This is a genomic window from Pseudomonas sp. 1912-s (genome assembly GCF_029269205.1).
Lineage (GTDB): Bacteria > Pseudomonadota > Gammaproteobacteria > Pseudomonadales > Pseudomonadaceae > Aquipseudomonas.
In genome coordinates this window covers 110,823-135,580 of the sequence record NZ_JARIXR010000016.1, presented here as the reverse complement: position 1 = coordinate 135,580, position 24,758 = coordinate 110,823, and the positions used below count along the sequence as shown (strand labels likewise).

Here is a 24,758-nt window from a genome sequence, read left to right as displayed (position 1 = left end):
GGGTCATGAATCGCTATGTTTCTGTTCTGGCATTGAGTGGGATTGCTGCGCTCGCGGGCTGTGTCGCCCCGACGCCAAAGCCCAATGACCCGTACTATGCGCCGGTGTTGCCGCGCACGCCGTTGCCGGCGGCCGCCAACAATGGCTCGATCTACCAGGCCGGTTTCGAACAGAACCTGTACAGCGACCGCAAGGCCTTCCGGGTCGGTGACATCATCACCATCACCCTCAACGAGAAGACCCAGGCGAGCAAGAACGCCAACTCGCAGATCGGCAAGACCAGCAAGACCAGCATCGGCCTGACCTCGTTGTTTGGCGGTGTACCGAACACCAACAACCCGCTGGGCAGCGGTGACCTGAGCCTGGACGCCGGCTACAGCGGCGACCGCGCCACCAACGGCAAGAGTGCGGCCGGGCAGGGCAACAGCCTGACCGGTTCGATCACCGTGACCGTGGCCGACGTGCTGCCCAACGGCATCATCGCCGTACGCGGCGAAAAGTGGATGACCCTCAACACCGGTGACGAGCTGGTGCGCATTGCGGGCATGGTTCGCGCAGACGATATCTCCACCGACAACACCGTGCCGTCGACACGGATTGCCGATGCACGCATCACCTACTCGGGTACGGGTTCGTTTGCTGACGCCAGTCAGCCGGGCTGGTTTGACCGTTTCTTCCTTAGCCCGCTGTTCCCTTTCTAGGTGATCACTTTGAACTTCAAACAGCTGATGGCTGCGATGTTGCTGCTGGCCCTGAGCGCAGGCGCCCAGGCTGAGCGCTTGAAAGACATCGCGAGCATTTCCGGCGTGCGGTCCAACCAATTGATCGGCTACGGCCTGGTGGTGGGGCTTAACGGCACCGGTGACCAGACCACCCAGACCCCGTTCACCCTGCAGACCTTCAACAACATGCTCTCGCAGTTCGGCATCAAGGTGCCGCCGGGCTCGGGCAACGTGCAGTTGAAGAACGTCGCGGCGGTGTCCATCAGTGCCGACCTGCCACCGTTCGCCAAGCCGGGGCAAGTGGTCGACATCACCGTCTCGTCCATGGGTAACTCGAAAAGCCTGCGCGGCGGCACCTTGCTGATGACGCCTCTTAAAGGTATCGACGGCAACGTCTACGCCATTGCCCAGGGCAACCTGGTGGTGGGCGGTTTTGATGCCGAAGGCCGCGACGGTTCGAAGATCACCGTCAACGTGCCGTCGGCCGGCCGGATTCCCGGTGGCGCCTCGGTGGAGCGCACCGTGCCCAGCGGCTTCAACCAGGGCAACAGCCTGACCCTGAACCTCAACCGTTCGGACTTCACCACTGCCAAGCGTGTGGTCGACAAGATCAATGACCTGCTGGGCCCGGGCGTGGCCCAGGCGATTGACGGCGGCTCGATTCGCGTCACCGCACCGCTGGACCCAAGCCAGCGTGTCGATTACCTGTCCCTGCTGGAAAACCTTGAGGTCGACCCGGGCCAGGCGGTGGCCAAAGTCATCATCAACTCGCGTACCGGTACCATCGTGATCGGCCAGAACGTGAAGGTTTCGCCGGCCGCCGTGACCCACGGCAGCCTGACCGTGACCATCACCGAAGACCCGATCGTCAGCCAGCCTGGCCCGTTGTCCAACGGCCAGACCGCCGTGGTGCCACGCTCGCGGGTGAATGCCCAGCAAGAAGCCAAGCCGATGTTCAAGTTCGGCCCCGGCACCACCCTGGACGAGATTGTCCGTGCGGTGAACCAGGTGGGCGCAGCGCCCGGCGACTTGATGGCGATCCTCGAAGCTTTGAAACAGGCCGGCGCCTTGCAAGCCGACCTGATTGTGATCTGACGCCATGGCCATGGACATGCGCAAGAGCGGCCTGAGCAGCACGGCGGATTCGGGTTCTTACTCCGACCTCAACCGGCTGAACCAGTTGAAGGTCGGCGACAAGAACAGCGACGGCAACATGCGCAAGGTCGCGCAGGAATTCGAGTCGCTGTTTCTTGGCGAGATGCTCAAGTCCATGCGTTCGGCCACTGAAGCCCTGGGCAAGGACAACCCGCTGAATACACCGGCGGCCAAGCAGTATCAGGAAATGTACGACCAGCAATTGGCGGTCTCGCTGTCTCGCGAGGGCGGCGGTATCGGCCTGGCCGACGTGTTGCTGCGCCAGATGCAGAAGAACAAGCCGGTGGACGCCCAGGCGGCCACGTTGCAAGGCCCGGATAAAGCTGAGAAGAAGGTGGATGTGCCCACCGAAATTGCCGCTGGCACCAAGGCCGATGGCCCGTTGGGCCGCAGCAATGGTCAGCGGCCATTGTGGGCGTATCGGGTGGCGGTGCCCGAGGGCACCAACTCCCACGCCAACGACATCGCGTTGATGAACCAGCGCCGCATCTCGTTGCCGAGCAAGCTCACCGATCGCCTGCTGGCCGGCATTGTGCCGGGCGCCGAGGCCACCACTGCCGCCAAGGCCGCGCCGCTGCGTAACAGTGCCGCCGATGACGGTGTGGTCAACAGCACCGCCCGCAGCCTTGCCGCACTGCCTCGCGGGCAAATGCAGGTTTACGGTCGCGCCGTGGCGCAGCCACCGTTGGCGCCGGCGAAAAAAGCCTTCAGCTCGCAGGATGAATTTGTCGCCACCATGTTGCCGATGGCCAAGCAGGCTGCCGCGCGGATTGGCGTCGACCCACGCTACCTGGTGGCCCAGGCCGCCCTGGAAACCGGTTGGGGTAAGTCGGTGATGCGTGCCGAGGATGGCACCAGCAGCCACAACCTGTTCGGCATCAAGGCCGGCCAGAGTTGGCAGGGTGAACAGGCCCGCGCGATCACCAGCGAGTTTCGTGATGGCGCGATGGTCAAGGAGACGGCGCAGTTCCGTTCCTACAATTCCTACCAGGACAGCTTCCATGACCTGGTGACGTTGCTGCAAAGCAATGATCGCTATAAAGAAGTTGTGAAATCAGCCGACAACCCGGAACAGTTTGTGCGCGAGTTGCAAAAAGCCGGTTATGCAACCGACCCGGATTACGCCAGCAAGATTTCGCAGATTGCAAAAACGATGAACAGCTACCAGAACTACGCTGCCGCGGGCGCTTCCACTCATTTATAAGGTCTGAATCATGAGTTTGCTCAATATCGGGATGTCGGGGCTCAATGCCGCCCAAGGATCGTTGTCGGTCTTAAGTAACAACATCGCCAACGTCAACACCCCGGGATACTCGCGTCAGCAGACCACCCAGAACGCCAACGCCTCGAACGCGTTCGGCGGTGTGTATATCGGCACCGGTACGACCCTGGCGGATGTGCGCCGGGTGTACAACGATTTCCTCAACACCGCCTACCAGAACAGCACCGCCCTCAATAGCGATGCCAACGCCTACCTGGGCCAGGCCAGTGCGATCGACAAGACCCTGTCGGACAAGAGCACCGGCATGTCGGCGGTACTCAGCGCCTTTTTCGCGGCAGCCCAGACCGCTGCGGCCACCCCCAGTGATGTGTCCGCCCGGCAGTTGTTGGTGACCAGTGCCCAGACCTTGAGCAACCGGTTCAACGCCATCTCCTCGCAGTTGAGCCAGCAGAAAGAAAGCATCAACGGCCAGTTGAGCACCATGAGCGACCAGGTCAACAAACTGACCTCCTCGATTGCGTCGCTGAACAAACAGATTGCCCAGGCCCAGGGCACCTCAAGCAGCGCGCCCGCCAACCTGCTGGATGCACGCACCGAAGCGGTCCGTTCGCTCAATGAGCTGATCGGCGTCACGGCCACCGAAAAGAACGGCCAGCTCAGCGTGACCACCGGCACCGGGCAGTCGCTGGTAGAAGGTGATATCGCCAATACCATTTCAGCAGTGCCCAGCAAGACCGACAACAGCCAGTACACCATCCAGATCAACATGGGCAGTACGTCCATGGACATCGGTTCGGTGGTCAGCGGCGGCAGCATTGGCGGCCTGATGCGCTATCGCAGCGATGTGCTGATGCCGGCCATCAATGACCTGGGCCGGCTGGCCATTGTCACCGCCGATACCGTCAACAATCAGCTGGGCCAGGGCCTGGACCTCAACGGTGATTTCGGCTCCTCGCTGTTCACCGACATCAACACGGCCGCTGCCATTTCCCAGCGCAGCCAGGCAGCGGCGGGTAACAGTGTCGGCTCCGGCAACCTGAACGTGTCGATTGCCGACAGCAGCAAGCTGACCACCTACGACTACAAGGTCACGTTTACCAGCGGCAACCAGTACAACGTGGTCCGTTCCGACGGCAAGGCCATGGGCTCGTTCGACACCACTACCACGCCGCCGCCGGTTATCGACGGTTTCACCCTGGCGCTGGATGGCAAGGGGCCGATGGCGGCCGGTGACAACTTCAAGGTCAGCCCGACCACCAATGGCGCCACCGGCATCGGTGTCGACCTCACAGACCCGAATAAACTCGCGTTCGCCGGGCCGTTGGCCGGCGTTGCCGGCAAGAACAGCGGCACCGGCACGTTCACGCCGCCGCAGTTGAGTGTGCCGCTGGATATTCACGGCGGTGCCGATACGGCCCAGTTGCGTACCGGGATCGAAAATTCGATGCCGGTGAAAATGGTGTTTGGCGAGAAGGCCGCGGACGGCACCCAGCCGTACACGGTCAGCGACGCCCAGGGTAACCCGATCGGCACCGGCAGCATCATCCCGGGCCAGGGCAACAAGATCACCATCAACGTGCCGATGCGCGATGCCAGCGGCGCGGTGATCACGGGCAAGAGCTTCAGTTTTGATACCACCGTTGGCGGCTCGCCTGCCAAGGACGACAGCACCACGTTCTCCTTCAACAGTGGCGCAACTTCCGACGGCCGTAACGCCCAGTCGCTGCTGGACCTGCAGACCAAGGCAACCGTCGGCGTGACGGACGGCAACGGGGGCGTGAGCCTGGTCAGTGCCAACAGCCGCCTGGTGTCCCAAGTGGGTTCCAAGGCCGCCCAGGCCAATACCGACAGCACCGCCACCGGCGCGCTGCTGACGGCGAACAAGGCCGCAGCCAACTCGGTGTCCCAGGTCAACCTGGATGAAGAGGCGGGCGACATGATCAAGTTCCAGCAGTACTACACCGCGTCGTCGCAGATCATCAAGGCGGCGCAGGAAACCTTCAGCACACTGATCAACGCACTTTAAGGGAGTCTGGGACGATGCGTATTTCTACACAGCAGTATTTCGACACCAGCTCCGCCAAGTACCAGGACAACTATTCCGGTGTGGTGAAGGCCCAGGACCAGGCGAGCTCCGGCGTTCGGGTGCAGACCGCCTCCGATGACCCGGTGGCCGCCGCCCAATTGCTGATGCTGCAGCAGCAGAAAGACATGCTGGGGCAGTACAACACCAACATCACCACCCTGCAAAACTCCCTGACCAACGAAGAAAGTGTGCTGCAGAGCATCAATACCGCGCTGCAAACCGCCCAGGGATTGGCGCAGCAGGCCGGTAACATCGGCAAGAGCGACGACGATCGCAAGGCCCTGGCCGCCCAGGTTGGCGCGCTGGAAGACCAGGTGTTGGGCTTGCTCAACTCCAAGGACTCCAGCGGCAACTACATGTTCTCCGGTGCCAAGACCGACACCCCGCCGTACAGCCGCAACAACGACGGTACCTACTCGTACCAGGGTGACGAGACGCCTCTGAGCCTGCAGATTTCGAACAACCTGTCGATCTCCATGGGCGATACCGGCAAGGCGCTGCTTGAGAGCTCTTCCAACACCGGTCGCACCCAGGCCACGTTGCTGCCGCCTGCGGTGAATGACGGCACGGTGGGCATCTCGGCAGGGCTGATCACCTCCAGCACGACGTTTGCCAAGAGCTTTTCCGATGGCCAGCCGTATAAGCTGACCTTCTCCAGCAGCACCCAGTACAGCGTGACCGACAAGGACGGCAACGACGTCACCTCGGAGATCACCGGTAACGGTACGTTCGACTCCACCAAGGAAGGCTCTTCCAGCATCAACCTGCGGGGCGTTACGTTCGACATTCGGCTGAACCTCGGCAAGGACGTTGCGCCGGGCGCGGCCTCTGATGCGCTGGTGGCAGGCAAGGAATTCAGCCTGGCAACCAAGCCGGACAGCTTCAGTGTCTCGCGCACGGCCAGCAATGCGTCCACCGCGCAACTGACCGGTGGCAGCGTCACGGACCAGGCGGCGTATACCAACACCTTTCCCAACTCGGGTGCGGTGATCAAGTTCACCAGTGGCACCGATTACCAGGTGTTCGCCCAGCCGTACACTGCCAACAGCAAGGCCATTGCCTCCGGGACCATGGCGGCCGGCGCGACGTCGATCACCACGGCGGGCGTGACCTTTGGGGTGAGTGGCACGCCCGGCGCCGGTGACCAGTTCTCGGTCGGTGCCACCAGCAACAAGAACATGAATGCCCTGGACACCTTGAGCCAGTTGCGCAAGGCCCTGGAAACCCCGGCAGACGGCAACCCGGTCGCCTTGAACAACCTCAAGGACGTGGTCGCCACCAGCATTGGCAACCTGGGCAATGCTTCGGCGCAGATCGACCAGGTGCGCGGCTCCATCGGCGCGCGCCAGAATGCGATGGATATCCAGAGCACGGAAAACACCAGCCTGGGCCTGGCCAATACCTCCACCATGTCGTCGCTGGCGAACGTTGATATGGGGCAGGCCGCCATTGACCTGACCTTGCAGCAGACTATGTTGCAGGCCTCGCAACTGGCGTTCGTGAAAATCTCCCAGCTGAGCCTGTTCAGCAAGATGTGATTTTCGGCGGCGGCACCCGGCGGCTCACCCTGGAAACGGGGTGGGCCGTTGTTGTTTTTGGGGCTTGTATGTCCCCGTGTTTCGCATAAAGCGCAGAAAATTGAGTGACCTGTGAGTCATAAAGCGCATCTTCACTGTATCGTGTGAAAAGGATAGGTCGTCGCCAGGTCTCTGCGAGGGCCTGCCGCCAGGGTATAAAGGCGGTTTTCGGCGAGTTTTTTGCGGGGTTATCCCCATTATTGTCAGCACCCGGCGACGTGTCTCGCGGGGTGTTCTCCAGCTATTTAGTATTGGGAAGCCACAATGATTGGCATAAAAAGCATCGCCAGTTACGTGCCGGCAGACGGGATCGATAACTACGCCCAGGGTGCCAAATTCGCCAAGGATGAAGAGTTCATCATTGGCAAGATCGGGTCGGCGTTCCTGCCGCGCAAGGATGCCGCGCAGGAAACCTCCGATCTGTGCGTCGAGGCGGTCAACGCCTTGTTTGCCAACAACCCCGATTTGAAGCGCGAATCCATTGACGCGCTGATCGTCGTGACCCAGAACGGTGACGAAGAGGGTTTGCCTCACACCGCGGCCATCGTCCAGGACAAACTGGGCCTGCCGACGCACGTGGCGGCCTTTGATATTTCCCTGGGCTGCTCGGGCTACGTCTACGGCATCTATGCGATGAAGGGCTTCATGGAAGCCACCGGCCTGAAAAACGGCCTGTTGGTGACTGCCGACCCGTACTCGAAGATCGTCGACCCGGAAGACCGCAACACCACCATGCTGTTCGGCGATGCCGCGACGGCGACCTGGATGGGTGAAGACGCGCCCTGGCAGTTGGGCAAGTCCAAGTTCGGCACTGACGGCTCCGGTGCGCCGCACCTGAAGGTCAGCGACGGCGTATTCTTCATGAACGGCCGCCAGGTGTTCAACTTTGCGTTGCTCAAGGTACCGGCGCACCTGCACGAGCTGCTCAACGAATCGGACCTCAAGGCCGACGAGATTGATGCGTTTTGCATCCACCAGGGCAGTGCGGCAATTGTCGACGCCGTGGCCCGGCGTTTTGAAGATGCTCCGGTAGATAAATTCATCAAGGACATGGTCGAGACTGGCAACACCGTGTCGTCGAGCATTCCGCTGCTGCTGGAAAAGCACATGCTCGATTCCACCTGGAAGCGCGTCGCGATCAGCGGTTTTGGCGTGGGCTTGTCCTGGGGGTCGGCGATTCTGCACCGCCCTTGAAGCTTTAAAGGCGCTGCACACAAAAACGCCCATGATCGAAAGATCATGGGCGTTTTTTATTTGACGCCAAAAAATCCAGCAATTGCTGGGGGTTGGGCTATCGTAAATGCTTGAATTACAAGGGGTGGCACGGTGCTAGTAAAAAAAATCAAAAAAGTCCTCAAGCAACCTGCATTCACGACGATAACTATTACGAAGGTTCTCTAGGCCACACCCGGCGGTTGCCAGGGCCGGAAGCCGCAGTAAACAACCCCACGAGGATTTCGTCATGGCTTTAACAGTAAACACTAACCTTGCTTCGTTGAACGTTCAGAACAACCTGAACAAGGCTTCCGGCGCCCTGCAAACTTCCATGCAGCGTCTGTCCTCCGGCCTGCGTATCAACAGCGCCAAAGACGATGCGGCCGGCCTGCAAATCTCCAACCGTCTGACCAGCCAGATCAACGGCCTGGGCGTTGCAATCAAGAACGCCAACGACGGCAGCTCGATTGCTCAGACCGCTGAAGGCGCCATGCAGCAGTCCACCAACATCCTGCAAAGCATGCGTACCCTGGCTCTGCAATCCGCCAACGGCTCGCCAAGCGCTGACGACCGTAAGTCGAACCAGGCTCAATACGCAGCACTGACTGCTGAATTGACCCGTATCGCTACCACCACTACTTTCGGTGGCAAGAACCTGCTGGACGGTTCTTTCGGTACCACTTCGTTCCAGGTCGGCGCCAACGCCAACCAGACCATCGACATGAGCATCGGTAACGTTGCAGCCAACAACATTGGTTCGCAGCAGCTGAAATCTCAAGGCGTTGCTCCAAGCGCAACAGGCGTTGCCGGCGGCGCACTCACCGTTACCGGTGGCGGCCAGTCCAAGAGCCTGACCATCGCTGCCGGTGCTTCGGCCGGGCAGATCGCTGCGCAAATGAACGGCGCTGTAGGCGGCCTGGCTGCTACTGCCAGCACTGTTGCCCAGTTCACCATTGACTCCGCTGCCATTGCTGGTGCAACCCCTGCCAGCGCCAACTTCACCTTGCAAGTCGGTAGCGGTGCTGCGGTTCAGTTCACTGGCGTGACCAGCGCTTCTGACCTGGCTGACCAACTGAAGTCCAACGCTGCCAAGCTGGGCATCACCGTTAACTTCGATTCGACCACCAAGGCACTGTCGGTCAAGTCCGATACCGGTGAGAACCTGACCTTCAACGCTGGCGACGCCGGTGCTGTTGCCGGTATCAAGGTTGCCACCCTGGATGGTACCGGTACTGCCGGCACTGCCGTTGCCCTGGCTGCCACCGCGATCATCGCCACGGGTGCAGTTTCCCTGAACTCCTCCAGCAGCTACTCCCTGAGCGGCGCCGGTGTGACTGGTCTGTTCGCAGCGACTGGTACTGCTGCCAACTCCACCAAAACCACCGTTAACAACACCGACATCACCACTGCTGCCAACGCACAGAACTCGATCGACGTGATCACTCAAGCGATCTCCGACATCGACTCCCAGCGTGCTGGCCTCGGTGCTGTACAAAACCGTTTCGACAACACCGTTGCCAACCTGCAGAGCATCTCGGACAACTCCAGCGCCGCTCGCGGTCAGATCCAGGACGTTGACTACGCTGCAGAAACTGCTCAGCTGACTAAGCAACAAACCCTGCAACAGGCTTCCACTGCGATCCTGTCCCAGGCCAACCAACTGCCTTCCGCTGTACTGAAGCTGCTTCAGTAATAGCGACCGGTAGATGACTGACGGAAGGGCGCGTTTACGTGCCCTTTTGTCTTTTGCGTGATGAGGAGATTGGACATGGACATGAGCGTCAAGTTGAACTTGTCTTATCCTGCTGCCCCAACGCCACAGAGTGCGCCTGCCCCTGTGACTGCCGACGCGCAGACCCCCAAGGTCGATGCAACCGTCGCAGCAGTAAAGCCCAAGCAGGAAACGAAACCGGACGACCTGGAAAAGGCCGTCAAGGATATTCGCGAATTCGTCCAGGCTGCCCAGCGCAAACTGGATTTTTCCATTGATGACTCCACTCATCAGGTGGTGGTCAAAGTCATTGCGACCGAAAGCGGCGAAGTCATTCGCCAGATCCCTTCGGAAACCGCATTGAAACTTGCACAAAGTCTTCACGACGCCAGCAGCTTGTTGTTTGACGCCAAAGTCTGAGCTGGCATGAATTTTGTTGCTGTAGCTGCTTGAGGCGCCGTCCGTCAAGAAAGCGCCAGCCCCGTATCAGGAGAAACATCATGGGTGATATATCCGTCAGCGGCCCGGTCACGGGCATTGATACCCAGTCTATCGTTACGGCCTTGGTGAACGCTGAGCAGGCGCCCAAGCAGTCGCAGATCAACAAGCAAACGCAGACGCAGACCGCCCAGTTGTCCTCGATTGGCAAGATTCAGGCGGCGCTCGATGCGTTCCGCGGCGCCATGGACAACATGGCCAAGGACGCCAGTATCGGTGGCCTGACGGCGGCGACCACGGATGCCAACGTGTCCACGGTTACCTTGGGTGCCGGTGCTTCTGCGGGCAGTTACCAGTTGGTGGTCACTCAGCTGGCGACTGCCTCGAAGATTGCCACCCAGACGTACGCCGCGGGGGCGAATGCAGTCGTCAATAAAGGCTCTACCGCGACGACCCTGGAGATTTCCCAATCGGGTAAGAGCTATGGTGTCAGCGTTCCGCCGGGCGCGACGTTGCAGCAAGTGCGTGACTCGATCAACGCGCAATACAGCAGCGCCGGCCTGAGTGCCAACATCCTGACTGACGCCACCGGTTCCCGCCTGGTCGTGACGTCGTCCAATACCGGCGCCGGCACGGACATTACCCTGGGCGGTAATACCGGCCTGGAAACCGGCACTACCGTCGTCGGCGGCGCGCCGGTGAATGCGAAATACACCATCGACGGTACCGCCCAGGAATCCAAGAGCAATACCCTGACCGAAGCGATCAGTGGCGTGAGTATCAAGTTGACTGCCGTGTCGCCTTTGCCTACAGGGGCAACAGGAGACGCCAATCGGATAGCCTCGACCATCAGCGTCACGCGCAGTACCGATACTCTCAAGAGTTCGGTAAAGGGTTTTGTCGACACCTACAACGCCTTGGTAACCGCGATCAACACCGAGACCGCCGTCACCACCAACGCGGACGGTTCCACCACCGCGGCTGCGCTGACGGGCGATTCCACCATGCGCGGCCTGCAGACCGCTTTGCGGGCTCAGCTGAACGCCTTGGCGGGTTCGGGCACGTTGAAATCCCTGGCCCAGTTTGGTGTGAACACTGACCAGACCACCGGTAAGTTGAGCATCGACGACAAGGTGTTCAGTGCGGCTATCTTGACCAACCCCACCGACATCGGCGGTATCTTCAACGGTGACAATGGCCTGCTGGCGCGTATGAAATCCGCGACCGACAGCTATGCGGTGACCAACACCGGCGTCCTGGCCACACGTTCTTCGACACTCTCGGCAAACCTCAAGGACCTGCAAAACCAGCAGGACACCCTGACCGCCCGCATGGCCGCCCTGAAGACCAGCCTGACGGCCAAATACACCACGATGAACAGCCTGGTGGCACAGCTCACCGCTCAACGCTCCAGCGTAATGACCACCCTCGATGCGCTGAACAATCCCAAGACCACCTGATCCTCGATGAGGTCGCCCGCTGAAGTGAAGGCTTTATCGGGCGCGACCTTCAGCAGACCGCCGGCTTAAAGTTTTTTGCGACGCCGTCGACATAATAGTCAGAGCCCATTCTTTTTAGCTGTTGCCTGTCACGAGGTAGAAACATGAATCCCATGAGAGCCCTTCGCCAATACCAGAAGGTCAATTCCCATGCCCAGGTCTCCGAGGCCAGCCCGCACCGTCTGGTTCAAATGCTGATGGAAGGCGCGCTGGACCGCATGGCCCAGGCCAAGGGCGCCATGGCTCGTGGCGACATCGCGCAAAAAGGCCTGTTGCTGGGCAAGGCAATCGATATTTTGATTGGTTTGCGTGACGGCCTGAACCCGGAAAAAACCGATGATCCGGCCGCCTTGCAGCAATTGGATAATCTGTACGCCTACATGACCACGCGCTTGCTCGAAGCCAATACCAAGAGCGATGTCGCGATGATCGACGAAGTCGCCGGCCTGATGATTACGCTCAAGGAAGGCTGGGACGGTATTGCAACACTGTAGGCCTGCTGGCCTGAGGAAGATGTCATGAGTCACGCCCTGCAACGGATTGACGAGACCCGCGAAGCCTTGATGGATGCATTGGCCGCACGTAACTGGGACGCCATCGGCGAACTGGACCTGGGGTGCCGTGCAGTGATCGATGAGGCGCTGAGCAATGCGCCGGTGGACGAGGATGCCCTGCGGGAAAAACTGGAGAGTCTGCTGGCGGTGTATCAGCAGCTGCTTGAGGTGACAACCGGGGAGCGTCAGGCGATATTCGAGGAGATGTCGCAGATCAACCGAGCGGAAAGCGCGTCAAAGGTTTACCATCTGTTCGGCTGAAGGCTCAGTTAATCCGAACAAAGCGCGTCATAAATTTGACTGTGCACGATTTTTTGACTTAACTAGTGCTATTTTCAGACGTCAGAAAGCTGTAGCGCAGAAAATGCCTACAGCTTTTCTAGATTGCCCCAACTCGAGGGCATTAGAGTTTTACTAGGGAAGTTGCTATTGCATGTGGCGTGAAACCAAAATCCTGCTGATCGATGACGATAGCGTTCGGCGCCGCGACCTGGCGGTGATCCTGAATTTTCTTGGCGAAGAAAATCTACCCTGCGGCAGCCATGACTGGCAGCAGGCGGTCAGCTCGTTGACGTCGAGCCGTGAAGTCATTTGTGTGCTGATCGGGACGGTAAATGCTCCTGGCGCCGTTCTGGGCTTGTTAAAGACACTGTCAACCTGGGATGAGTTCCTTCCGGTGTTGCTAATGGGCGATATTTCTTCTGTGGACCTTCCGGAAGACCAGCGCCGCCGCGTCCTTTCCACCCTCGAAATGCCTCCCAGCTACAGCAAATTGCTCGACTCCCTGCACCGTGCCCAGGTCTACCGCGAGATGTACGACCAGGCCCGCGAGCGCGGTCGTCACCGCGAACCCAACCTGTTCCGCAGCCTCGTCGGCACCAGCCGTGCGATCCAGCACGTGCGCCAGATGATGCAGCAAGTGGCCGACACCGATGCCAGCGTGTTGATCCTCGGCGAGTCCGGCACCGGCAAGGAAGTGGTCGCGCGCAACCTGCATTACCATTCCAAGCGCCGCGACGGGCCTTTTGTGCCGGTCAACTGCGGGGCGATCCCGGCAGAACTGCTGGAAAGCGAATTGTTCGGCCACGAGAAGGGTGCCTTTACCGGGGCGATCACCAGCCGTGCCGGGCGTTTCGAACTGGCCAACGGCGGCACCCTGTTCCTCGACGAAATCGGCGACATGCCGCTGCCGATGCAGGTCAAGCTGCTGCGGGTCCTGCAGGAGCGCACCTTCGAGCGCGTGGGCAGCAACAAGACCCAAAGCGTCGACGTGCGCATTATTGCCGCCACCCACAAAAACCTCGAAAGCATGATCGAGGTCGGCAGCTTCCGCGAAGACCTGTATTACCGCCTCAACGTATTCCCGATCGAAATGGCGCCCCTGCGTGAGCGCGTCGAAGACATCCCGCTGCTGATGAACGAACTGATCTCGCGCATGGAGCACGAAAAGCGCGGCTCGATTCGCTTCAACTCGGCGGCGATCATGTCCCTGTGCCGCCACGGCTGGCCGGGCAACGTCCGCGAGCTGGCCAACCTGGTGGAGCGCATGGCGATCATGCACCCGTACGGGGTGATCGGCGTGGTCGAGCTGCCGAAGAAATTCCGCTACGTCGACGACGAAGACGAGCAGTTGGTCGACAGCCTGCGCAGCGACCTGGAAGAGCGCGTGGCCATCAACGGCCATACGCCGGATTTCGGTTCCACCGCCATGCTGCCGCCCGAAGGCCTGGACTTGAAGGACTACCTCGGTAGCCTCGAACAAGGCCTTATCCAGCAAGCGCTCGACGACGCCAACGGCATCGTCGCCCGCGCTGCCGAACGACTGCGCATCCGCCGCACCACCCTGGTGGAGAAGATGCGCAAGTACGGCATGAGCCGTCGCGAAGGTGATGAACAGGCGGATGATTGACGCCTGTTTTTCAACTGACTGAAAACTAAGCCTATTTTTTTAGGCACGGGTATTGCTACAGCACTCGCAACGTTCCGTTTAACTGACGGTCAGCCAAGCGAGAGAGCATGATGCCCCACGCCGCCCAACTATCTTCGGTCCCTGACATTCAGGGGCCTGCCCCCTCCGTAGAGCAGATCAGCCGCCTTGGGCTTGAGCAGGCGTTTTCCCTGTTCAACCAGATGTCCAGCCAGTTGACTGACTCCTACAGCCTGTTGGAGGCCCGGGTTTCCGAGCTCAAAGGCGAGTTGGCGGTGGTCAGTGCCCAGCGCATGGAAGAGCTGGCCGAGAAAGAACGCCTGGCCAACCGTCTGCAAAACCTCCTCGACCTGTTGCCCGGTGGCGTGATCGTCATCGACGACCAGGGCCGCGTGCGCGAAGCCAACCCGGCAGCCTGCGACATGCTCGGCCTGCCCCTGGAAGGCGAGCTGTGGCGCGAAGTCATCACCCGCTGCTTTGCGCCGCGAGAAGACGACGGCCACGAAATCTCCCTCAAGGACGGGCGCCGCCTGTCCATCGCCACCCGTTCCCTGGATGCCGAGCCCGGCCAGTTGGTGCTGCTCAACGACCTGACCGAAACCCGTCATCTGCAAGACCAGTTGGCTCGCCATGAGCGCCTGTCATCGCTGGGGCGGATGGTCGCTTCTCTGGCGCATCAGATTCGTACGCCGTTGTCCGCCGCGCTGATCTACGCCAGTCATTTGACTGATGAGCAATTGCCGGCCGCCACCCACCAGCGTTTTGCCGGTCGCCTCAAAGAGCGCCTGCACGAGCTGGAACATCAAGTGCGCGACATGCTGGTGTTTGCCCGTGGCGAATTGCCGCTGACCGACCGCGTCACCCCGGCCGCGTTGATGCAGTCGCTGCAAGCTGCCGCCGCCACGCATATCCAGGAAGCCTCAGTCCGCTGGCAGTGCGACAGCCATCACGGCGAGTTGCTGTGCAACCGCGACACCCTGGTGGGCGCGCTGCTCAACCTGATCGAAAACGCGACCCAGGCCAGTGGCCCCGGGGCGCGGCTCAAAGTGCACCTGTACAACCGTGGCGACACCTTGCGCCTGAGCATCAGCGACAGTGGCAGCGGGATTGACCCGGTGGTGCTGCAACGCCTGGGCGAGCCATTTTTCACCACCAAAACCAACGGTACCGGCCTGGGCCTGACCGTGGTCAAGGCGGTCGCCCGTGCGCATCAGGGAGAATTGCAGCTGCATTCCCGGTTGGGTCGAGGCACGTGCGCGTTGATCACGCTGCCGCTGTTTTCATGCGCCGTCAGCGCGGAGTAAAAGGTCATGGCTATCAAGGTTTTATTGGTTGAAGACGATCGCGCCCTGCGTGAAGCATTGGCTGACACGCTGCTGCTGGCGGGCCATGACTACCGGGCGGTCGGTTCGGCCGAAGAAGCCTTGGAGGCGGTCGATCAGGAGTCCTTCAGCCTGGTGGTCAGTGACGTGAACATGCCGGGCATGGACGGCCATCAGTTGCTCGGCCTGTTGCGTGCGCGCCAGCCGCAGTTGCCGGTGCTGTTGATGACCGCCCACGGTGCCGTAGAGCGTGCCGTCGATGCCATGCGCCAGGGCGCCGCGGATTACCTGGTCAAACCTTTTGAGCCCAAAGCCTTGATCGAGCTGGTCGCCCGGCACGCCCTGGGCACCCTGGGCGCCGCCGATGGCGAAGGTCCGATTGCCTTCGAGCCGGCCAGTGCGCAATTGCTGGAACTGGCCGCCCGTGTGGCCCGCAGCGACTCCACCGTGCTGATCTCCGGTGAGTCCGGTACCGGCAAGGAAGTGCTGGCGCGCTACATTCACCAGCAATCCCATCGCGCCAGCCAGCCGTTCATTGCGATCAACTGCGCGGCCATCCCCGACAACATGCTCGAAGCCACCTTGTTCGGCCATGAGAAAGGCTCGTTCACCGGCGCCATCGCGGCGCAGGCCGGCAAGTTCGAACAGGCGGACGGCGGCACTATCCTGCTGGACGAAATCTCCGAAATGCCCCTGGGCCTGCAAGCCAAGTTGCTGCGGGTATTGCAGGAGCGCGAAGTGGAGCGGGTGGGCGCGCGCAAGCCGATCCAGCTGGACATTCGCGTGGTTGCCACCACCAACCGCGACCTGGCGGGCGAAGTGGCGGCGGGGCGCTTCCGTGAGGATTTGTTCTACCGGCTCTCGGTGTTCCCGTTGGCCTGGCGCCCGTTGCGCGAGCGCCCGGCAGACATCATCCCGCTGGCAGAGCGCTTGCTGAGCAAGCACGTCAATAAAATGAAGCATGCCCAGGCGCGCCTGTCGGCCGACGCCCAGGCCTGCCTGATCAGCTACCCATGGCCCGGCAACGTGCGGGAATTGGACAATGCGATCCAGCGTGCGTTGATTTTGCAGCAGGGCGGCCTGATCCAGCCCCAGGATTTCTGCCTGGCCATGGGCACGGGCGCTGCGCCCTTGCCGACGCTGGCGGTTGCGCCGCTGATTGAAGCCGCGCCCGCCGAGTCGGCCGGTGCCTTGGGCGACGATCTGCGCCGCCGCGAATTCCAGATGATCATCGACACCCTGCGCTCCGAGCGCGGCCGCCGCAAAGAGGCCGCGGAGCGCCTGGGCATCAGCCCGCGCACCTTGCGCTACAAGCTGGCACAGATGCGCGATGCCGGGATGGACGTGGAAGCCTACCTCTACGCCACTTGAGAATTCTCGAAGCCGACAGGGTTAGTCGCCTTTTCTTACGAATTGCCACGGAGCTGGCACCCTTGTTGCTACCACCCCAGTAACCGTTGCGTAGTGTCAAAAAATTGCGGGTCGTCGGAGAGAACGTTCATGAGCCAAGGTGTTGAATTCAATCGGTTGATGTTGGATATGCGGTCCATGCAAATGGATGCCATGTCTCAACCGAAATCCGCCGCGCAAGCCGTACCGGAATTGGGTCAGAGCAGCTTTGCCGACATGCTCGGCCAGGCCATCAACAAGGTCAGCGATACCCAGCAGGCTTCCAATCAGTTGGCGACCGCCTTCGAGATCGGCAAAAGCGGCGTGGACCTCACCGACGTGATGGTCGCCTCGCAAAAAGCCAGCGTTTCATTCCAGGCCTTGACCCAGGTGCGCAACAAGCTGGTTCAAGCCTATCAAGACATCATGCAGATGCCGGTTTAAGGACGATTTGAGTCATGGCAGAAGCAGTCGTGGATAACGCACCCGCCAAGGCAGACGGCAAGCCGCCGCTGTTTGGCCTGTCGTTCCTGGAAAACCTCTCCGAGATGACTATGCTGCGTCAGGTGGGCCTGATGGTCGGCCTGGCTGCCAGCGTGGCGATTGGTTTTGCCGTGGTGCTGTGGTCCCAGCAACCGGATTACCGCCCGCTGTACGGCAGCCTGGCGGGCATGGACTCCAAGCAGATCATGGAAACCCTGGCGGCGGCAGATATTGCCTACACCGTCGAACCGAATTCCGGCGCGCTGTTGGTCAAGGCCGATGATGTAGCCCGTGCGCGCATGAAACTGGCGGCCGCCGGCGTGACCCCCTCCGACGCCAATATCGGCTTTGAGATCCTCGACAAGGACCAGGGCCTGGGCACCAGCCAGTTCATGGAAGCCACCCGCTACCGTCGCGGCCTGGAAGGCGAACTGGCGCGCACCATTTCCGCGTTGAACAACGTCAAGGGTGCCCGCGTGCACCTGGCAATTCCGAAAAGCTCGGTGTTTGTGCGCGACGAGCGCAAGCCCAGCGCCTCGGTACTGGTCGAACTGTTTGCTGGCCGCTCGCTGGAGCCTGGCCAGGTGTTGGCGATCATCAACCTGGTGGCCACCAGCGTTCCCGAATTGAGCAAGTCGCAAATCACCGTGGTCGACCAGAAGGGCAACCTGCTGTCCGACATGGCGGAAAACTCCTCGCTGACCATGGCCGGCAAGCAGTTCGACTACAGCCGTCGCATGGAAAGCATGCTGACCCAGCGCGTGCACAACATCCTGCAACCGGTGTTGGGCAATGATCGCTACAAGGCTGAAGTGTCGGCCGATGTGGATTTCAGCGCGGTCGAATCGACTTCCGAGCAGTTCAACCCGGACCAACCGGCCCTGCGCAGCGAGCAGTCGACCACTGAACAACGCACCGCCAGCAATGGCCCGCAAGGTGTGCCGGGTGCCCTGAGCAACCAGCCGCCAACCCCGGCTACCGCCCCGCAAACCACCGGTGGCGCTGCCGCTACCGCAGGCGCGGTGCAACCTGGCCAGCCGCTGCTGGACGCCAACGGCCAGCAGATCATGGACCCGGCCACCGGCCAGCCGATGCTGGCGCCGTACCCGGCCGACAAGCGTCAACAATCCACCAAGAACTTCGAGCTTGACCGCTCCATCAGCCACACCAAGCAGCAACAGGGCCGGATCAATCGCCTGTCGGTGTCGGTGGTGGTGGATGACCAGGTCAAGGTCAACGCCGCTGACGGCGCCGTCACTCGTGCACCGTGGAGCGCCGATGAATTGGCGCGCTTCACCCGCCTGGTGCAGGACGCGGTGGGCTTCGATGCCAGCCGTGGCGACAGCGTCAGCGTGATCAATATGCCGTTCTCCGCCGAGCGTGGCGAAGTCATCGCCGAGGCGGCGTTCTATACTCAGCCGTGGTTCTGGGACATCGTCAAGCAAGTGCTGGGTGTGCTGTTTATCCTGGTGCTGGTGTTCGGCGTGCTGCGTCCGGTGCTCAACAACATCACCGGCCACGGCAAAAAGCAGCTTGCTTTGGCAGGCGGCGATGTCGAGTTGGGGGGCATGGGTGGCCTCGATGGCGAACTGGCCAACGACCGCGTGAGCCTTGGTGGCCCGCAAAGCATTCTGTTGCCGAGCCCGAGCGAGGGTTATGACGCTCAGTTGAACGCAATCAAGAGCCTGGTGGCCGAAGACCCGGGTCGTGTGGCCCAGGTCGTGAAAGAGTGGATTAACGCAGATGAGTGATGCTCGAGCCGCTGTAGCCAAACTCTCCCGGGTCGACAAAGCCGCCGTGCTGTTGCTGTCCCTGGGAGAAACCGACGCCGCCCAAGTGCTGCGCCACATGGGCCCCAAAGAGGTTCAACGGGTAGGCGTGGCCATGGCGCAGATGCGCAATGTGCACCGCGAGCAAGTCGAGCAGGTGATGAGCGAGTTCGTCGAGATCGTCGGCGACCAGACCAGCCTGGGCGTCGGCTCCGACAGCTACATTCGCAAGATGCTCACCTCGGCCCTGGGCGAAGACAAGGCCAACGGCCTGATCGACCGCATCCTGCTGGGTGGCAACACCAGCGGCCTCGACAGCCTGAAGTGGATGGAACCGCGAGCCGTGGCCGATGTGATCCGCTACGAGCACCCGCAGATCCAGGCGATCGTGGTGGCGTATCTGGACCCCGACCAGGCCGGTGAAGTGCTCGGCCATTTCGACCACAAGGTGCGCCTGGACATCATCCTGCGCGTCTCGTCGTTGAACACCGTGCAGCCGGCGGCCCTGAAAGAACTCAACACGATTCTCGAGAAGCAGTTCTCGGGCAATTCCAACGCTTCGCGTACCACGTTGGGCGGCATCAAGCGTGCGGCCGACATCATGAACTTCCTCGACAGCTCGGTGGAAGGCCAACTGATGGACTCGATCCGCGAGATCGACGACAGCCTGTCGGTGCAGATCGAAGACCTCATGTTCGTGTTCAACAACCTCTCCGATGTCGACGACCGTGGCATCCAGGCGTTGCTGCGGGAAGTCTCCTCCGACGTGCTGGTGCTGGCCCTCAAAGGCTCCGACGAAGGCGTCAAGGAAAAGATCTTCAAGAACATGTCCAAGCGGGCTTCCGAACTGCTGCGCGACGACCTCGAGGCCAAGGGCCCGGTGCGCGTCAGCGACGTGGAAACTGCGCAGAAAGAAATCCTCACCATTGCCCGCCGTATGGCCGAAGCCGGAGAAATCGTTCTCGGTGGGAAGGGCGGCGAAGAAATGATTTAAGGCGCCGCGCATGTCGAACAAAGATGAGACGCCCAGCGATCTGATTCGCGCACGGGACGTCGGAGGGTTCGACGTCTGGTCGCTGCCCAGTTTCGACCCGCATCGCCCGGAGCCTGAGCCGGAGGCGGTAGAAGAACCGCCGGCCGAGATGGAAGAAGTGCCGCTGGAAGAAGTCCAGCCACTGACCCTGGAAGAGCTGGAAAGCATTCGCCAGGAAGCCTACAACGAGGGCTTTTCCACCGGTGAGAAAGACGGCTTTCGCAGCACCACCCTCAAGGTCCGCCAGGAAGCCGAGGCGGCGCTGAGCGTCAAGCTCGCCAGCCTGGAAACCCTGATGGGCAGCCTGTTCGATCCGATTGCCGAGCAGGACTCACAGATCGAAAAAGCCATGGTTGGCCTGGTGGAACACATCACTCGCCAGGTGATTCAGCGCGAGCTGGCGCTGGACTCCACGCAAATCGAAAGCGTGATGCGCGAAGCCCTCAAGCTGCTGCCCCTGGGCGTCGGCAATGTGCGGTTGTACATCAACCCGCAGGATTTCGAACAGGTCAAAGCCCTGCGCGAGCGCCATGAAGAAACCTGGCGCATCGTCGAAGACGCCGCGCTGCTGCCCGGCGGTTGCCGGGTGGAGACCGAACACAGCCGCATCGACGCCACGATCGAGACGCGCATCAGCCAGATCATGGCCAAGCTGTTTGACCAGTTGCACGAGCAGGCACTGCACCCCGCAGAGCCTGACTTGAGCGTCGAGCTGGACACCCCCGATGCGCCTTGATCGCACCAGCTTTGCCAAGCGCCTGGGTGGCTATGCCGACGTCACCGAGTTGCCGGGCCAGCCGATCCTGGAGGGCCGCCTGCTGCGCATGGTCGGCCTGACCCTGGAAGCCGAAGGCCTGCGCGCCGCCATGGGCAGCCGCTGCATGGTGATCAACGACGACAGCTACCACCCGGTGCAGGTCGAAGCCGAAGTAATGGGTTTTTCCGGCAGCAAAGTATTCCTGATGCCGGTCGGCAGCGTCGCTGGCATCGCCCCCGGCGCCCGCGTGGTGCCGCTGGCTGATACGGGCCGCCTGCCCATGGGCATGAGCATGCTCGGTCGCGTACTCGACGGCGCCGGCCGTGCCCTCGACGGCAAGGGCGGGATGAAGGCGGAAGACTGGGTGCCCATGGACGGCCCGACCATCAACCCGCTCAAGCGTAACCCCATCAGCGTGCCGCTGGACGTGGGCATTCGCAGCATCAACGGTTTATTGACGGTCGGCCGTGGCCAGCGCCTGGGCCTGTTCGCCGGTACCGGCGTGGGTAAGTCGGTGTTGCTGGGCATGATGACGCGCTTCACCGAGGCCGACATCATCGTGGTCGGGCTGATCGGCGAGCGGGGCCGCGAGGTGAAGGAATTCATCGAGCACAGCCTGGGCGAAGAAGGCCTCAAGCGTTCCGTCGTGGTCGCCTCGCCGGCGGACGACGCGCCGCTGATGCGCCTGCGCGCCGCGATGTATTGCACACGCATCGCCGAATATTTTCGCGACAAGGGCAAGAACGTCCTGTTGCTGATGGACTCCCTGACCCGTTTCGCCCAGGCCCAGCGGGAAATCGCCCTGGCCATCGGCGAGCCGCCGGCCACCAAGGGCTATCCGCCGTCGGTGTTCGCCAAGCTGCCCAAGCTGGTGGAGCGCGCCGGTAACTCCGAGGCCGGCGGTGGTTCAATTACCGCGTTCTACACCGTGCTCTCCGAAGGCGATGACCAGCAGGACCCGATTGCCGACTCGGCACGGGGCGTGCTCGACGGGCACATCGTGCTGTCCCGGCGCTTGGCCGAGGAAGGGCACTACCCGGCCATCGACATCGAAGCCTCCATCAGCCGGGTGATGCCGTCGGTGGTCACACCCGAGCACATGATGCGCGCGCAGCAGTTCAAGCAACTCTGGTCGCGCTATCAACAGAGCCGCGACCTGATCAGCGTGGGCGCCTACGTGGCCGGTGGCGATCGCGAGACCGACCTGGCGATTGCCCTGCAACCGCAACTGGTGACCTACCTGCGCCAGGGCCTCAACGACAAGATCAGCATGGGTGAAAGCGAGGCGCACCTGGGCACCATATTCGCGCCGGCGCCAGGCGGATAACCCATGGCCAACACGCGTGCCGCGCGCCTTGCCCCGGTGGTGGACATGGCCGAAAAAGCCGAAAAGACCGCCGTCCAGCGCCTGGGTTACTTCCAGGGCCAGGTTCGCCTGGCGGAAAGCAAACTGGGCGACCTGGAGCGCTTTCGCGGCGAGTATCAGCAACAGTGGATCGAGCGCGGCAGCAAGGGCGTGTCCGGGCAATGGCTGATGGGGTACCAGGGCTTTCTCAATCAACTGGAAACCGCTGTCGGCCAGCAACGCCAGAGCCTGGCGTGGCACCAGGCCAACGTCGACAAGGCCCGCGACAGTTGGCAACAGGCCTACGCCCGGGTCGAAGGCCTGCGCAAACTGGTGCAGCGCTACATCGACGAAGCCCGTGCGCTGGAAGACAAGCGCGAGCAGAAATTGCTCGATGAGCTGTCCCAACGTCTTCCCCGCCAAAACCCCTATTAACCACGCCACCGCTGCTGCATGGATTTGCCCACTTCCCCATCACCTGCTAAACCTTGTTGCACATTGCCAATGACAAGGAAGCAGTCGTATGTCAGTCGAATCAGAAGTGTCCCTGGACGGGACGAAGTTGACGATCACCGTCAGGGGGCGATTCGATTTCGGTAGCCACCAGGCCTTTCGTGATGCCTACGAGCGGTTCTACAAGGTGCCCGAGATCTACGTGGTGGACTTGAAGGAAACCACCTACATGGACAGCTCGGCCCTGGGCATGCTCCTGCTGTTGCGTGACCATGCCGGAGGCGACAATGCCGAAGTGCAGGTGGTCAACAGCAACTCCGACGTGCGCAAGATCCTCGCCATTTCCAACTTCGACAAACTGTTCGACCTCACTTGAGCGTCCTGGCCCCGGTCCTTGAGGCGCTGACGGTGTTGATCGCCGAAGACAGCGCCGCTGACCTGTTGTTGCTGTCGACCATCGTACGCCGCCAGGGGCACCAGGTGATCACCGCCAGCAACGGCGAGGAAGCGGTGCAAGTGTTCATCCGCGAGCGGCCGCAGTTGGTGTTGATGGACGCACTGATGCCGGTCATGGATGGCTTTGAGGCGGCCCGGCAGATCAAGCACCTGGCGGGGGAGGCGCTGGTGCCGATCATCTTCCTCACCTCCCTGCGCGAGAGCGAAGCCCTGGCCCAGTGCCTGGATGCGGGCGGTGATGACTTCCTGGCCAAACCCTATAACCAGGTGATCCTGGCGGCGAAGATCAACGCCATGGACCGCCTGCGTCGCTTGCAGGCCACGGTATTACAGCAGCGCGATCTGATCGCCCGGCACAACGACCACCTGTTGCAGGAACAGCGGGTGGCCAAGGCGGTGTTCGACAAGGTCGCCCACTCCGGCTGTATCAACGCCGCGCCGAATATTCGCTACGTGCAATCGCCCTACGCGCTGTTCAACGGCGATTTGCTGTTGGCGGCCTACACGCCGTCGGGCGATATGCATGTGCTGCTGGGGGATTTCACCGGCCACGGTTTGCCCGCCGCGGTCGGCGCAATGCCCCTGGCGGAAGTGTTCTACGGCATGACCGCCAAGGGTTACGGCCTGGCGCAGACGTTGCGGGAGATGAACGCCAAGCTCAAGCGCATCTTGCCGGTGGACATGTTCTGTTGCGCTACCCTGCTGTGCCTCAGCGCCCAGCGGCGGGTGGTGGAAGTGTGGAACGGCGGCATGCCCGAGGGCTACGTGCATGAAATCGCCACCGGCAAGCGCACGCCGCTGGTGTCTCGGCATTTGCCGCTGGGCATACTGGCGGCCGAGGCGTTTGACGACCGCACTGAAGTCTGGCCGATGGCGCTGGGCGACCGGGTGTTCTTGTTGTCGGATGGCGTGCTGGACACCGCCGATGCCCACGAGCAATTGTTTGGCGCCGAGCGTTTGCAGCAGGTGTTTGCGGCCAATCGCGAGCCCGACCGGTTGTTCGAGGAGATCGAGCAGGCCCTGGCGGGTTTTCGCGGTGAAGTGCGCGATGACATCAGCATGGTGGAAATCAGCCTGCAGGCGGGGGAGGTGTTGCGCTCGCCGTCGGTGATGTATTCCGACAGCGGCCAGTCGTCGCCGCTGGATTGGTCGGTCAGCTTTGAATTTCGTGCCGAGACGCTCAAGTCCTACAACCCTTTGCCGTATTTGCTGCAACTGCTGTTGGAGATTCATGGGCTGCGCGAGCAGAGCGGTGCGTTGTACACGGTGATGGCTGAGTTGTATTCCAATGCCCTGGAGCATGGCGTGCTGGGGCTGGATTCGCGGCTGAAGCGGGATGCCCAGGGATTTGCGGCGTATTACCGGGAGCGTAATGAGCGGCTGGCGCAGGTGAACAGCGGGTATGTGCGGGTGCACCTCAATGTGGTGCCGGCCGGGCAGGGCGGTTGCCTGACCTTGCGGATCGAGGACAGTGGGCCGGGGTTTGATGTGGAGAAGGTGTTGGCCAGGCCGCTGGATGTTGACCGTCTGTCTGGTCGGGGGTTGAGCCTGGTACGTCAGTTGAGCAGCGATGTAGGCTGGTCTGACGGCGGGCGGTGTGTGTGCGTGGAGTTTTCATGGAAGGCTCTGGCATAATCCGCCGATT

The 24,758-nt window shown here is 61.5% G+C and carries 22 protein-coding genes; all 22 read left to right on the top strand.

Translation table 11 applies throughout. The features are described 5' to 3' along the window. The first annotated feature begins 5 nt into the window (after positions 1–5). A complete protein-coding gene (gene flgH / locus P3C29_RS20240) occupies positions 6–701 on the top strand; it encodes a flagellar basal body L-ring protein FlgH (protein ID WP_010166028.1) in 696 nt (231 codons plus the stop codon). A 27-nt stretch (positions 702–728) separates the two neighbouring features. Continuing rightward, positions 729–1,817, top strand: coding sequence for a flagellar basal body P-ring protein FlgI (locus P3C29_RS20235; protein WP_169389231.1), 1,089 nt, complete (start codon positions 729–731; stop codon positions 1,815–1,817). A 4-nt stretch (positions 1,818–1,821) separates the two neighbouring features. Beyond that, the gene (gene flgJ / locus P3C29_RS20230; RefSeq protein ID WP_010166030.1) at positions 1,822–3,081 is read left to right on the top strand and encodes a flagellar assembly peptidoglycan hydrolase FlgJ; all 1,260 of its coding nucleotides are present in this window, start codon (positions 1,822–1,824) and stop codon (positions 3,079–3,081) included. 10 nt (positions 3,082–3,091) lie between these two features. Next, on the top strand, positions 3,092–5,125 hold the full coding sequence (flgK, locus tag P3C29_RS20225) for a flagellar hook-associated protein FlgK (RefSeq protein WP_275965290.1): 2,034 nt from the start codon (positions 3,092–3,094) through the stop codon (positions 5,123–5,125). A 14-nt stretch (positions 5,126–5,139) separates the two neighbouring features. Continuing rightward, the gene (locus P3C29_RS20220; protein ID WP_201125033.1) at positions 5,140–6,723 is read left to right on the top strand and encodes a flagellar hook-associated protein 3; all 1,584 of its coding nucleotides are present in this window, start codon (positions 5,140–5,142) and stop codon (positions 6,721–6,723) included. A gap of 303 nt (positions 6,724–7,026) precedes the next feature. After that, the gene (locus P3C29_RS20215; RefSeq protein WP_003214601.1) at positions 7,027–7,956 is read left to right on the top strand and encodes a ketoacyl-ACP synthase III; all 930 of its coding nucleotides are present in this window, start codon (positions 7,027–7,029) and stop codon (positions 7,954–7,956) included. Between the two features lie 268 nt (positions 7,957–8,224). Then, positions 8,225–9,670: a flagellin gene (locus P3C29_RS20210; protein ID WP_275965289.1), complete on the top strand. Its 1,446-nt coding sequence runs from the start codon at positions 8,225–8,227 to the stop codon at positions 9,668–9,670. 75 nt (positions 9,671–9,745) lie between these two features. Next, positions 9,746–10,108, top strand: a complete 363-nt coding sequence (locus P3C29_RS20205; protein WP_275965288.1) for a flagellar protein FlaG — start codon at positions 9,746–9,748, stop codon at positions 10,106–10,108. 80 nt (positions 10,109–10,188) lie between these two features. Beyond that, a complete protein-coding gene (fliD, locus tag P3C29_RS20200; protein ID WP_275965287.1) occupies positions 10,189–11,586 on the top strand; it encodes a flagellar filament capping protein FliD in 1,398 nt (465 codons plus the stop codon). Between the two features lie 143 nt (positions 11,587–11,729). Beyond that, a complete protein-coding gene (gene fliS, locus P3C29_RS20195) occupies positions 11,730–12,119 on the top strand; it encodes a flagellar export chaperone FliS (protein WP_026077955.1) in 390 nt (129 codons plus the stop codon). 24 nt (positions 12,120–12,143) lie between these two features. Continuing rightward, entirely contained in the window at positions 12,144–12,440 is a 297-nt protein-coding gene (locus tag P3C29_RS20190) for a flagellar protein FliT (RefSeq protein ID WP_201125029.1), read from the top strand. Positions 12,441–12,612: 172 nt separating this feature from the next. Then, on the top strand, positions 12,613–14,088 hold the full coding sequence (locus P3C29_RS20185; RefSeq protein WP_010166043.1) for a sigma-54 dependent transcriptional regulator: 1,476 nt from the start codon (positions 12,613–12,615) through the stop codon (positions 14,086–14,088). A gap of 110 nt (positions 14,089–14,198) precedes the next feature. Further along, positions 14,199–15,410 (top strand): ATP-binding protein, encoded by a 1,212-nt coding sequence (locus P3C29_RS20180; protein WP_207202025.1) that lies wholly within the window; start codon positions 14,199–14,201, stop codon positions 15,408–15,410. Positions 15,411–15,416: 6 nt separating this feature from the next. Next, entirely contained in the window at positions 15,417–16,799 is a 1,383-nt protein-coding gene (locus tag P3C29_RS20175) for a sigma-54 dependent transcriptional regulator (protein ID WP_275965286.1), read from the top strand. Positions 16,800–16,928: 129 nt separating this feature from the next. Further along, positions 16,929–17,261, top strand: a complete 333-nt coding sequence (fliE, locus tag P3C29_RS20170; protein WP_010166049.1) for a flagellar hook-basal body complex protein FliE — start codon at positions 16,929–16,931, stop codon at positions 17,259–17,261. Between the two features lie 14 nt (positions 17,262–17,275). Continuing rightward, positions 17,276–19,051: a flagellar basal-body MS-ring/collar protein FliF gene (gene fliF / locus P3C29_RS20165; protein WP_010166051.1), complete on the top strand. Its 1,776-nt coding sequence runs from the start codon at positions 17,276–17,278 to the stop codon at positions 19,049–19,051. Next, complete coding sequence (gene fliG / locus P3C29_RS20160) at positions 19,044–20,063, top strand: flagellar motor switch protein FliG (RefSeq protein WP_010166053.1); 1,020 nt, start codon at positions 19,044–19,046, stop codon at positions 20,061–20,063. The genes fliF and fliG overlap by 8 nt, the downstream gene beginning before the upstream one ends. 10 nt (positions 20,064–20,073) lie before the next feature. Continuing rightward, positions 20,074–20,838 (top strand): flagellar assembly protein FliH, encoded by a 765-nt coding sequence (gene fliH / locus P3C29_RS20155; protein ID WP_275965285.1) that lies wholly within the window; start codon positions 20,074–20,076, stop codon positions 20,836–20,838. Continuing rightward, positions 20,828–22,186 (top strand): flagellar protein export ATPase FliI, encoded by a 1,359-nt coding sequence (gene fliI, locus P3C29_RS20150; RefSeq protein ID WP_010166057.1) that lies wholly within the window; start codon positions 20,828–20,830, stop codon positions 22,184–22,186. Before fliH ends, fliI begins: the two co-directional genes overlap by 11 nt. Positions 22,187–22,189: 3 nt before the next feature. Beyond that, on the top strand, positions 22,190–22,639 hold the full coding sequence (gene fliJ, locus P3C29_RS20145; protein ID WP_008434833.1) for a flagellar export protein FliJ: 450 nt from the start codon (positions 22,190–22,192) through the stop codon (positions 22,637–22,639). Between the two features lie 88 nt (positions 22,640–22,727). Further along, positions 22,728–23,033, top strand: coding sequence for an STAS domain-containing protein (locus P3C29_RS20140; RefSeq protein ID WP_010166062.1), 306 nt, complete (start codon positions 22,728–22,730; stop codon positions 23,031–23,033). After that, positions 23,030–24,748, top strand: coding sequence for a fused response regulator/phosphatase (locus P3C29_RS20135; RefSeq protein WP_275965284.1), 1,719 nt, complete (start codon positions 23,030–23,032; stop codon positions 24,746–24,748). Before P3C29_RS20140 ends, P3C29_RS20135 begins: the two co-directional genes overlap by 4 nt. The last annotated feature ends 10 nt before the right edge of the window (positions 24,749–24,758 follow it).

Excerpts from the sequence above, each read along its gene's own strand:
- flgH (WP_010166028.1), top strand. The coding sequence starts at position 6 with ATGAATCGCTATGTTTCTGTTCTGGCATTGAGTGGGATTGCTGCGCTC.
- P3C29_RS20235 (WP_169389231.1), top strand. The coding sequence starts at position 729 with ATGGCTGCGATGTTGCTGCTGGCCCTGAGCGCAGGCGCCCAGGCTGAG.
- flgJ (WP_010166030.1), top strand. The coding sequence starts at position 1,822 with ATGGCCATGGACATGCGCAAGAGCGGCCTGAGCAGCACGGCGGATTCG.
- flgK (WP_275965290.1), top strand. The coding sequence starts at position 3,092 with ATGAGTTTGCTCAATATCGGGATGTCGGGGCTCAATGCCGCCCAAGGA.
- P3C29_RS20220 (WP_201125033.1), top strand. The coding sequence starts at position 5,140 with ATGCGTATTTCTACACAGCAGTATTTCGACACCAGCTCCGCCAAGTAC.
- P3C29_RS20215 (WP_003214601.1), top strand. The coding sequence starts at position 7,027 with ATGATTGGCATAAAAAGCATCGCCAGTTACGTGCCGGCAGACGGGATC.
- P3C29_RS20210 (WP_275965289.1), top strand. The coding sequence starts at position 8,225 with ATGGCTTTAACAGTAAACACTAACCTTGCTTCGTTGAACGTTCAGAAC.
- P3C29_RS20205 (WP_275965288.1), top strand. The coding sequence starts at position 9,746 with ATGGACATGAGCGTCAAGTTGAACTTGTCTTATCCTGCTGCCCCAACG.
- fliD (WP_275965287.1), top strand. The coding sequence starts at position 10,189 with ATGGGTGATATATCCGTCAGCGGCCCGGTCACGGGCATTGATACCCAG.
- fliS (WP_026077955.1), top strand. The coding sequence starts at position 11,730 with ATGAATCCCATGAGAGCCCTTCGCCAATACCAGAAGGTCAATTCCCAT.
- P3C29_RS20190 (WP_201125029.1), top strand. The coding sequence starts at position 12,144 with ATGAGTCACGCCCTGCAACGGATTGACGAGACCCGCGAAGCCTTGATG.
- P3C29_RS20185 (WP_010166043.1), top strand. The coding sequence starts at position 12,613 with ATGTGGCGTGAAACCAAAATCCTGCTGATCGATGACGATAGCGTTCGG.
- P3C29_RS20180 (WP_207202025.1), top strand. The coding sequence starts at position 14,199 with ATGCCCCACGCCGCCCAACTATCTTCGGTCCCTGACATTCAGGGGCCT.
- P3C29_RS20175 (WP_275965286.1), top strand. The coding sequence starts at position 15,417 with ATGGCTATCAAGGTTTTATTGGTTGAAGACGATCGCGCCCTGCGTGAA.
- fliE (WP_010166049.1), top strand. The coding sequence starts at position 16,929 with ATGAGCCAAGGTGTTGAATTCAATCGGTTGATGTTGGATATGCGGTCC.
- fliF (WP_010166051.1), top strand. The coding sequence starts at position 17,276 with ATGGCAGAAGCAGTCGTGGATAACGCACCCGCCAAGGCAGACGGCAAG.
- fliG (WP_010166053.1), top strand. The coding sequence starts at position 19,044 with ATGAGTGATGCTCGAGCCGCTGTAGCCAAACTCTCCCGGGTCGACAAA.
- fliH (WP_275965285.1), top strand. The coding sequence starts at position 20,074 with ATGTCGAACAAAGATGAGACGCCCAGCGATCTGATTCGCGCACGGGAC.
- fliI (WP_010166057.1), top strand. The coding sequence starts at position 20,828 with ATGCGCCTTGATCGCACCAGCTTTGCCAAGCGCCTGGGTGGCTATGCC.
- fliJ (WP_008434833.1), top strand. The coding sequence starts at position 22,190 with ATGGCCAACACGCGTGCCGCGCGCCTTGCCCCGGTGGTGGACATGGCC.
- P3C29_RS20140 (WP_010166062.1), top strand. The coding sequence starts at position 22,728 with ATGTCAGTCGAATCAGAAGTGTCCCTGGACGGGACGAAGTTGACGATC.